Source organism: Streptomyces niveus, assembly GCF_001723055.1.
Taxonomy (GTDB): Bacteria; Actinomycetota; Actinomycetes; order Streptomycetales; family Streptomycetaceae; genus Streptomyces; species Streptomyces niveus.
Genome location: NZ_MDCR01000245.1, coordinates 1 through 10,454, shown reverse-complemented (window position 1 = coordinate 10,454; position 10,454 = coordinate 1). Strand labels below are relative to the sequence as shown.

Sequence of the window (10,454 nt, the reverse complement as noted above, 5' to 3'; positions counted from 1 at the left end):
AAGTCGTCGCGGCCCCGCTCGGCGGCGTAGGCGTCGAGCGGGGCCGCGACGACTTCTTCATGTTCGGCGAGGTCTACTCCGCCGACACCGCCGTCACCTCCCCGTACGTGACACGCGGGCGGCTCGACTCCACGCTCGACTTCCCCCTCCAGGACGCGGCGCGCGCCTACGCCTCCCAGGGCGCCTCCGCCGAGCGGCTGGCCAAGGTCTTCGGCGAGGACTACCGCTACACCACCGACAAGGCCAACGCCTACGAGCAGGTGTCGTTCCTCGGCAACCACGACATGGGCCGCATCGGCACCTTCCTCAAGCAGGACAACCCAGGTGCCGGCGACGCCGAGCTGGTCAAGCGCGCCCGCCTCGCCAACGAGCTGATGTTCTTCTCGCGCGGCAACCCGGTGATCTACTACGGCGACGAGCAGGGCTTCACCGGCCCCGGCGGTGACAAGGACGCCCGCCAGAGCCTCTTCGCCTCCACGACCCCCGACTATCTGGACGACGACCAGCTCGGCACCGACCGCACCCACGCCTCGGACGCGTACGACCCCACGCACCCGATCTACCGGTCGATCGCGGAGCTGTCGAAGCTCACCAAGCGCCACCCGGCGCTGCGGGACGGCGTACAGACCGAGCGCTACGCCGCCGACTCCGTGTACGCGTTCTCCCGCACCGACGCGCGGCAGCGCGACGAGTACGTCGTCGCGGTGAACAACGCCATGACGCCGAAGACCGTGCGGGTGCCGACCGGTTCGGCGCGAGCCGACTTCCGTGCCGTGTACGGCACTTCGGGCACCGTACGCAGCGGCGCCGACGCGACGATCGAGGTCACCGTCCCGGCGCTGTCCTCCCTCGTCCTGCGCGCCGACGAACCGCTCGCGCCGCCCGCCGCCAAGCCTGCGATCACCCTGACCGCGCCGGCGGCCGGTGCCACCGGCACCATCGAGATCACCGCCGACGTCGACGGCGGACAGCTGAACCGCGTCGTCTTCGCCGCTCAGACCGGCAACGGCAAGTGGCGCACCCTGGGCAGCGCCGACCACGCCCCGTACAAGGTCACCCAGCATCTGGACGACAAGGTGGCCGCCGGAACACCCCTGCGCTACAAGGCCGTTGTCATCGACAGCCGGGGCCGTACCGCCTCCGACCTCGCCTCCTCCACCGCCGGGCAGACACCCGCGCCCGAGCCGCCCACGGCCGTCGAGCGCGAGCACGCGATCGTGCACTACCGGCGCCCCGACGGGAATTACGAGGGCCGGCAGCTCAAGTCCGGTGACAAGACCGCCGAGTTCACCGGCCGTGACGCGTACGGCGCGTTCGCGTGGGTCGACGTCCCCGAAGGCGCGTCGAGCGTCCCGTACACCGTCGTCAAGGACGGCACACCGGACGGCCCCGAGCGCACCGTCGACCTCGCCAGGACCGGTGAGGTCTGGATCGAACAGGGCGCGGACGGACAGAGCGAGAAGGCCCCCGACGGCGCCTACCCGCCGCAGGACAAGACCAAGGCCGTCCTGCACTACCAGCGGGCCGACGGCAAGTACGACGGCTGGGGACTGCACACCTGGACCGGCGCCAAGGACCCGACCGACTGGGCGAAGCCGCTGGAGCCGGCGAAGAAGGACGCGTACGGCGTGACGTACGAGGTGCCGCTCGCCGAGGGCGCCACCTCGCTCAGCTACATCCTGCACAAGGGCGACGAGAAGGACCTGCCGTCCGACCAGTCGCTGGACCTCGCGACGTACGGCAACGAGGTCTGGCTGCTCGGCGGGCGGCCGGGATATCTGCTGCCGACCGCCGGGGCCGTACCCGCGCCCGACCTCGGCCGGGCCGAGGCGCAGTGGATCGACCGCGACACCGTCGTGTGGAAGGTGAAGGCCACCGAGGCCACCAGCCAGCAGCTCGTGTACGCGCCCGACGGCGGCATCACCGTCGAGAACGGCGCGCTGTCCAAGGAGGGCCAGTGGCTGCGGCTCAACCCGGCGACGCTGAGCGACGCGCAGAAGAATACGTACCCTCACCTGAAGGACTTTCCGGCCTTCACCGTCGACCCGCGTGACCGCGACCGGGTGAAGGAGTCGCTGCGCGGTCAGCTCGTCGCCACCCAACGGGCCGCGAACGGCGCCCTGTTGGACGCGACCGGTGTGCAGATCCCCGGTGTGCTGGACGACCTGTACGCCGGTGCGGCCACGCGCGCCTCGCTCGGGCCCGTCTTCCGCGAGGGAAGCCCCACGCTGTCCGTGTGGGCGCCCACCGCGCGGCGCGTCGCCCTCGAACTCGACGGCAGGAGCGTCCCGATGCGGCGCGACGACCGCAGCGGCGTCTGGTCCGTCGAGGGGAACAAGAGCTGGAAGGGCAAGCCGTACCGGTACGTGGTCGACGTCTTCGCGCCGACCGTCGGGAAGATGGTCACCAACAAGGTCACCGACCCGTACTCCACCGCCCTGACCACCGACTCGGCACGCAGCCTCGCCGTCGACCTCACCGACCCGAAGCTCGCCCCGAAGGGCTGGTCGACGCTGAAGAAGCCGGCGGCCGTCCCGATGCGCGACGCGCAGATCCAGGAGCTGCACGTCCGCGACTTCTCGATCGCCGACCGCACCTCCGAGCACCCCGGCCGCTACCTGGCCTTCACCGACACCGGGTCGAAGGGCATGAAGCACCTGGCGGAGCTGGCCGACGCGGGGACCAGCTACGTCCATCTGCTGCCGGCCTTCGACATCGGCACCATCCCCGAGAAGAAGTCCGACCAGCAGGAACCCGCCTGCGACCTGTCCGTGTACGCCCCCGACTCCGACGAGCAGCAGGCCTGCGTCGCGAAGGCGGCGGCGAAGGACGGCTTCAACTGGGGCTACGACCCGCTGCACTACACGGTGCCCGAGGGCAGCTACGCGAGCGACCCCGAAGGCACGAAGCGCACGGTGGAGTTCCGGCGGATGGTGCAGGGCATCAACGGCACCGGCCTGCGGACCGTCATGGACGTCGTCTACAACCACACCGTGGCCAGCGGCCAGGACCCCAAGTCCGTACTGGACCGGATCGTGCCCGGCTACTACCAGCGGCTGCTCGACGACGGCACCGTGGCGACGTCCACCTGCTGCGCCAACACCGCGCCCGAGAACGCCATGATGGGCAAGCTCGTGGTGGACTCGATGGTCACCTGGGCGAAGGAGTACAAGGTCGACGGCTTCCGATTCGACCTGATGGGCCATCACCCCAAGGCCAACATCCTCGCCGTACGTGAGGCGTTGGACGCGCTGACCGTCGCCAAGGACGGCGTCGACGGGAAGGCGATCGTCCTCTACGGCGAGGGCTGGGACTTCGGCGAGATCGCCGGTGACGCGCGCTTCGTCCAGGCCACCCAGAAGAACATGGCCGGCACCGGGATCGCGACCTTCTCCGACCGGGCGCGCGACGCGGTACGCGGCGGCGGCCCCTTCGACGAGGACCCCGGCGTCCAGGGCTTCGCCTCCGGACTCTTCACCGACCCCAACTCCTCCGCCGCCAACGGCACTCCGGCCGAGCAGCGGGCCCGGCTGCTGCACTACCAGGACCTGATCAAGGTCGGACTCACCGGCAATCTCGCCGACTACTCCTTCACCGACAGCGCGGGCCGCACCGTCAAGGGCTCCGAGGTCGACTACAACGGCGCCCCGGCCGGTTACGCCGCCGCCCCCGGTGACGCGCTGGCCTACTCGGACGCGCACGACAACGAAAGCCTCTACGACGCGCTGGCGTTCAAGCTCCCGCGCGCCACCCCGGCCGCCGAGCGGGCCAGGGCGCAGGTGCTCGCCATGGCGACGGCGACCCTCACCCAGGGGCCCTCGCTCTCCCAGGCGGGGACGGACCTGTTGCGCTCCAAGTCGCTGGACCGCAACTCGTACGACAGCGGCGACTGGTTCAACGCGATCAACTGGGACTGCCGGGACGGCAACGGCTTCGGGCGCGGACTGCCGCCCGCCGCCGACAACAAGGACAAGTGGCCCTACGCCAAACCCCTGTTGGCGACCCCCGGCATCGCGCCCGGCTGCCCGGAGATCACCGGCGCCACCGCCGCGTACCAGGACCTGCTGCGGATCCGCACCACGGAGGCGGCTTTCCGCCTCTCCTCCACGGACGCCGTCCAGTCCGCGCTCTCCTTCCCGCTGTCCGGCCCCGGCGAGACACCGGGCGTCCTCACGATGCGCCTCGGGGAGCTGGTGGTGGTCTTCAACGCCACTCCGGACGCGGCGGAGCAGCGAGTCGCGGCGCTCACCGGCCGGCCCTACGGCCTGCACCCCGTGCAGGCGGGCGGCTCGGACGCGACGGTCAAAAAGGCGTCGTACGAGGCGAGTTCGGGCATCTTCACGGTGCCGGGACGGACGGTGGCGGTGTTCCGGGCCGGTGCCTGACCGACGTGGCCCCTTGATCGGGTCCGTTTCTGACTGATTCTCACCACGGGGGGCGGTTCCGGTCCCCGACTGGGCCAGACTGTCCCCCGTGGTGGGACATATTCCTGACGAGACGACCAGCTTCGTAGGACGCGCGACCGAGCTGAAGGACGTCGAACGCGCCCTGAGAACGAACCGGTTGACCACACTCACCGGACCCGGCGGCGTGGGCAAGACCAGGCTGGCGCTCCGCGCGGCCGGCCGGGCCGCCGAGCACCACCCCGACGGTGTCTGGTGGGTCGACCTGTCGCCGCTCGCCGACGACCGGCTGCTCCTGATCACCGTCTCCGACGCGGTCGGACTCTCCGACCACACCTTGCGGATGCCCGTCGAAGCACTCCGCGAATGGCTCGCCGACAAACGGCTGATGCTCGTACTCGACTGCTGCGAACGGCTGGTGGGCGCCTGCGCCCGGCTCGTCGGCGAACTCCTCACCGCCGCACCCGGCCTCACCGTCCTCGCCACCAGCCGCCAGCCCCTCGGCTCCCCCGCCGAGGAGCGCATCGACGTGGCACCCCTGCCGCTGGACGGCGACGACGAGAAGGGCCTCGCGCTCACCCTCTTCCGCGAGCGCGCCGCGACGGCGGCGCCCGGCGTCCGCCTCGACGATCCGGCGGTCGCGGCGGCCGCCGACCAGATCTGCCGCCGTCTCGAAGGCATCCCGCTCGCCCTCGAACTCGCCTGCGCGCGCCTGGCCGACAACAGCGTCGAGGAGATCGCCGCACGCCTCACCTCCCGTCTCGACGTCCTCACCGACCAGACCGCCTGGCCCCGGCGCCACCGCGCGCTGCGCACCGCCATCGGCTGGAGCCACGAACTGTGCGCGCCGCTGGAGCGGCTGCTGTGGGCCCGGCTCTCCGTGTTCAGCGGCGACATCGAGGAGGCCGACGCACGGGCCGTCTGCGCCGGCGGACCGCTCGGCCCCGACGACGTCGGCCGCGCACTGGCGGGACTCACCGACCGCTCCGTCATCCGGCGCGACGGCACCCGCTACCGCATGCTCGACACCCTCCGCGAGTACGGCGCCCTGTGGCTGGCCGAACTCGGCGAGGAGCGCGTACTGGCCGACCGCCACGCCACGCACTTCGCCGCGCTCGTCCGCGAGGCGCACGGCGGCTGGCTCGGCCGGGACCAGATCGCCTGGTACGGCAGGATCGCCGACAGCCACTCCGAACTGTGCGCCGCCCTCGACCACTCCCTCACTGCCGACCCGGCCGCGGCCCAGGAGATGGCGGGCCGGGTCGGCTTCTTCTGGACCTGCTGCGGTCACCTCCACGAGGCCCGGATCTATCTGGAACGCGCCCTCGACGCCCACGACGAGCCGGGACCCGACCGCACCCGCACCCTGTGGGCGCTCGGCCTGACCGTCATGCTCCAGGGCGACCACGAGGCCGCGCACCGCTTCGGCGAGCAGTGCTCCCTGGCCGCCTGGCGGGACAAGGACCCCGAGTCCATGCTCTCGGCGGCGTACCTCCTCGGCCTCACCTCACTGATGATGGGCCACACCCAGGCCGGCCACACCGTGTCCGACCGCGCGCTGAACGCGGTCGGGGGCAACGGCTTCGCCTACCCCTCCCAGCTGCGCTGCCGTCTCGTGCGCGTCTTCGCCCTCACCGGCCTCGGCCGGCTCGACGAAGCCGGCCGGGAGGCGGCGGCGCTGCGCGAGGAGTGCGCGGAGCGGGGCGAATGCTGGACCCGCTCGTACGCCGACTACCAGCTCTCCCTGGTCAACCTGCTGACCGGCCGCCCGTACGAGGCGGAGACCCACGCCCGCTCGATGCTCGCCGGCAAGCACCAGCTGCGCGACAGCTTCGGCATCGCGCTCGGCCTCGACCTGCTCGCGGCGGCGGTCGCCGCCCAGGGCGACGGCGAACGGGCGGCCGGTGTCTACGGCACCGGTCAGGCGTACTGGCGCATGGTCGGCCACCCCCAGCGCGGGACCCCGGAGCTGGCGGCGGTCCGCACGGAGTGCGAGCGCAGCGCCCGCGCGTCGGTGGGCGACCTGGCGTACGAGACGGCGTACGGCCGGGGGTTGTCGCAGGACCGGGCGGCCGGGCTGGCGGAGGCGTTGCGGGGGCCGATGCCCTGAGCCGGGCGCGCGGACCTGGCCGAACCTGGCCGGACCCGCCAACGCCCGTTCCATGCACGGCGGTTGCCCGAACTTGTTGCGGGCTTCTTCGTGGCGTGAACCCCGCCGGACGGGTAACCCGGTAGGTATGACGTCCACCGACGTGACACCAGAACCCGAGCAGAGCCAGGACCGGAGCCCCAGCCGCCGGACACCCGCGTCGCGCGTGTCCGGGGCGCCCTGGTGGGTCAAGCTGCCCGTGGGGCTCGTGGTGCTTGTCGTGCTGCTGGGGATCGGCAGCCGGCTCGACCTCGTGCCCGGATTCGACGACGTCTTCGGCGAGAAGACGAAGGACCGCACCGGGCCGACCCTCCTCAAGTCCATCCAGGACCTCAGCCGCTACCAGGCGGCGTCCGGGAACTTCCAGGTGGTGGTGGACCTGGAGAAGGACGCCAAATTCCTCCCCGACACCCTCAAGGGCAGCCGCACGCTCTACGTGGGCGCCGGCAGCGTCGGCTCGTACGTGGATCTCGGCGCGGTCGGCGAGAAGAACGTCCAGGTCAACGAGGAACGGACCACCGCGACGCTACGGCTGCCGCACGCCCGCCTCGACAAGGCCACGCTGGACCCCGAGCGGTCGTACGCCGTCTCCAAGCAGCGCGGGCTGTTCGACCGGCTCGGCGACTTCTTCTCCGACAACCCGGGGGACGAGCGCGCCGTCAACAAGCTCGCCGCCCAGCACATCCAGGACGCCGCCAAGGAGAGCGAACTGACCGCGCGCGCCGAAAAGAACACCACCAGCATGCTGCAAGGGCTGCTCACCTCCCTCGGCTTCAAGGAAGTGACGGTCGTCTACGGGGAGGCCGGCTGACCGCGCTTTACGCGGAGCGCGGGTTCGGCAGTGCGGCCGATGCGGCGGGGAGCCTTGCCGCCAGGGCCGTCAGCCGGGTCACCAGATCGCCGAACGGGCCGCCCGGCGGCTCGTCGGCGAGGACCGGCAGCAGGATCCGCGCCATCTCCTCGTCGTACGCCGCGCTGACCGCCGCCAGCGCGGCGAAGTCGTGCACCAGCTGCAACTCCAGCTCGAAGCGCGGGATACGGCGGCCGTCCAGCCACAGCAGCGCCGTCGACTCGGCGAGCGACACCCAGGAACGTACGACCAGCTCAAGCCGGGGCGGCGGGGACTGGACGGCGAGATGGGACAGGATCTGCTCGTACGCGGCCTGCCGCACCTCGTCGATCATCGCGTTGGCCGTGGACGAACCGACGGCGGGACCGCCGCGCATCAGTGCGAAGAAGCCGGGGCCGTGCTCGTCCACGAAGTCGAAGAAGCGGGACATGACGCGCAGCAGCCGGGCGCCGAGCGGCCCTTCGCGCGGTTCGACGAAGCGCGCGGCCAGCTCGTCGGCGGCCCGCCGCAGCGCGGCCTCGTACAGCGACTGCTTGCCCGGGAAGTAGTGGTAGACCAGGGGCCGGGAGATGCCGGCCGCCGCCGCGATCTCGTCGATGGAGACGTGGTCGGGCGAGCGGTGGCTGAACAGTTCCAGCGCGACACCGATCAGTTGCTGCCGTCGCTCTTCGACGCCCATGCGGCGCCGTACCCCGGTCGTCATATGAACAGCCTAACCGTCGGTGGCTGGAGCCTGTCGGTTACGCTCGCCGACCATGAGCGCATCTGACCAGGAAGAGGTCACCGGAACGCCGGAACCGGAGCCGGTGTCCGGGCCAAGGGGGAAGCCGGAGGCGGGGGTTGTCGCCCGCCCCGACGACAGCGAGCACGAGGACGGCGGGGACACCGGAGGCGGGGACGGCGAGCACGCTCTCACCCCGCGCCAGGCCCGCCGTATCCGGGTCGTCGTCGCCTCGGTGCTTCTGGTCGCGATGGCCGCCCTGTTGGCCGTACGGCTCGCCAACCGCAGCTCCGTCCTCGTCGTCGGCCTCTACGGCTTCGCGATGATCCTGTGCGGCGTGGTCATCGAACTCAGCAGGCACGGCCGCACCCGCCTCGCCACCTGGGTGCTGGGCCTCGGCCTCGCGGCGACGCTCGCCACCGACTGGCTGCTGCTGCCCTGAACCGGCGCCTCGCGTGCCGCCCGTGCCGCCGGCGCTCACCGCAGCGCGCCCACCCGGGTGCCGTCCGCCAGCAGCCCGTCCAGCTCAGCCCGGTCACCTGGTTTCGCCGGTACCGCGAGCACCCGCCCCCGCGCCTCGCCGGTGACCCCGCCCGTCGTACGGACGGAGCGGAACTCGTCGCTGCCGGCGGCCAGTACGTACCACCGGCCGCCCCGCGACTTCCACAGCACACCCGCCAGGACATGGGGCTCCCGGGCGCCGCACGCCGGTGAGCCCGACGCACGCGCCGCGACCGCCCCCGTCCTCGGCGCCCCGGCCTTCGCCGACGGCGGCTGGAACTGCGCCAGCACCCTGCTCTCCGTGCCCCGCCACGTCTCCGCGCGCGTGCACACCCACTGCGCGGCCCCGTTGGACTCGGGCAGGCTCTGACCCGCGAACTGCCAGGAGTTCACCGTCCGCACACCGTGCGAGCGCACGGCGGGCAGCAGACACGCCGTACGCGCCCAGGCGGTGCGCGCCTCGGTCCCCGACACGTCGGCGGGCGCCGACGGCGGGCCCGACGTCAGCCGGGCGGGGGTCAGTTCGCCGAGGTCGGACAGCAGCCGCACGCCGCCCGCCTCGCCGCTCTCCGTCACCTCCAGCACGTCCCACGCCCCGCACTCCCGGTTCGCGCCCGGCACCGGCAGCGGATCGGTCACGCCGTCCGCGCCGCGCCTCAGGGGCCGCGCGTCACCGGCCGGGTCCAGCAGGTCGCGTACGGACGCCGTCGCCACCCAGGGGGCCGTGAGATAGCGCACGTTGCCGTCCGTCCGGCCGGCGACCAGCGCGTACGTCGCCGGGGCCGCGCCCGGCGCGGTGTCCGCCGACGCCCCGTCGACCCGGGCGAAGTCCAGCGCCACGGGGCCGGTGCCGGTGCGGGGTTCCGCGTAGCGGGCGATCCGCAGCCCGTCATACAGCAGCACCACGCGTGCCCGGTCGACCTCGCCCGCGTACAGCAACTGCGCCGGTCCCATCGGCGGTCCCACCGGCGTGGCCGGGGTCGACGAGACCCGCACCGACGCGCCCGGCCGGGCCCATACCGCCAGCGCGCGCCGCAGCAGCGGCCGGTCGTCGGCGAGGGCGCCGCGCGTGGGCCAGACGGAGAAGTCCGTACGGGCCGCGGACCGCCACGCGTTCTCCGGGACGCGGTGCACCTTCGCCGGGTCCAGGGCCGCCTCCGCCGCCGAGTTGCGCGCGTACGGCGGGGCGGCGGCCCCGTTCGCGCCCCAGCCGTCGCCCGGCAGCCCGAGCAGCGCGCCGCAGACGGCCACGGCGGCGACACCCACGACGGCGGCGCGCGCGTGCTGGCGACGCCGCAGCAGATCGGTGGGGCGGGCCTGGAGCGAACAGGCGTCGTACTCGGGGGACTCCAGCAGCGCCACGCCCTTCGTACCGATGCCGTCGGCCTCCGCGAGCGCCGCGTGCGGGTCCTCGATCCCGGCGTCGGTGAGCAGCCGCCGTACGTCCCGGTCGGCCAGCCGCTCCAGCCCCCTCAGCACGAAGGCGGCCCTGGCACCGCCGGAGAGGGCCGACAGCCGCTGATCGAGGGCCAGTTCGTCGGCACCGCCCGAGCGGGGGAACAGCCGCAGCCCCCACACGTGCGGCAGCAGCGGCGGCAGTTGGGCCCGCCGCGGCCACGCCACGCGCCGCAACGGCCGCCCCGCGTCGAGCGCCTGCCGCAGCACCCGGCCGCGTACGTAGGTGTAACCGTCATCGGGCGTCGCGGCGCTGCGGCTCCTCGGCAGCGAGCGCTGCACGACGGCATGGGCGGTCAGCACGCGGCGATTGCGCCCGAGGGCCGGAGGCAGCACGAGATAGGCGATCCGCACGAGCCGCGGATAGTGCTCGAC

6 protein-coding genes are annotated in these 10,454 nt (G+C 72.7%); 4 read left to right on the top strand and 2 right to left on the bottom strand.

Annotation, left to right across the window (positions count from 1 at the left end; all coding sequences use genetic code 11):
- The 3 genes from pulA to BHU15_RS25860 form a co-directional block, all read left to right on the top strand.
- Window positions 1-4,385 (top strand): pullulanase-type alpha-1,6-glucosidase (gene pulA, locus BHU15_RS25870; protein WP_069629393.1); only part of this gene is annotated, 4,385 nt, incomplete at its 5' end.
- A 91-nt stretch (window positions 4,386-4,476) separates the two neighbouring features.
- Entirely contained in the window at window positions 4,477-6,513 is a 2,037-nt protein-coding gene (locus tag BHU15_RS25865; RefSeq protein WP_171908445.1) for an ATP-binding protein, read from the top strand.
- Between the two features lie 127 nt (window positions 6,514-6,640).
- A complete protein-coding gene (locus tag BHU15_RS25860; protein WP_078494375.1) occupies window positions 6,641-7,363 on the top strand; it encodes a DUF4230 domain-containing protein in 723 nt (240 codons plus the stop codon).
- Between the two features lie 7 nt (window positions 7,364-7,370).
- On the opposite strand, the gene BHU15_RS25855 is transcribed toward BHU15_RS25860, so the two are convergent.
- Entirely contained in the window at window positions 7,371-8,105 is a 735-nt protein-coding gene (locus BHU15_RS25855) for a TetR/AcrR family transcriptional regulator (RefSeq protein WP_069629391.1), read from the bottom strand.
- Window positions 8,106-8,157: 52 nt separating this feature from the next.
- On the opposite strand from BHU15_RS25855, the gene BHU15_RS25850 reads away from it, so the two are divergent.
- Entirely contained in the window at window positions 8,158-8,565 is a 408-nt protein-coding gene (locus tag BHU15_RS25850; RefSeq protein WP_069629390.1) for a hypothetical protein, read from the top strand.
- Between the two features lie 35 nt (window positions 8,566-8,600).
- Here BHU15_RS25850 and BHU15_RS25845 read toward each other — a convergent pair.
- Window positions 8,601-10,454 (bottom strand): hypothetical protein (locus BHU15_RS25845; protein WP_069629389.1); only part of this gene is annotated, 1,854 nt, incomplete at its 5' end.

What these genes read in the sequence shown, in the direction of transcription:
- BHU15_RS25860 (WP_078494375.1), top strand. Translation starts at nt 6,641, where the DNA reads ATGACGTCCACCGACGTGACACCAGAACCCGAGCAGAGCCAGGACCGG.
- BHU15_RS25855 (WP_069629391.1), bottom strand. Translation starts at nt 8,105, where the DNA reads ATGACGACCGGGGTACGGCGCCGCATGGGCGTCGAAGAGCGACGGCAG.
- BHU15_RS25850 (WP_069629390.1), top strand. Translation starts at nt 8,158, where the DNA reads ATGAGCGCATCTGACCAGGAAGAGGTCACCGGAACGCCGGAACCGGAG.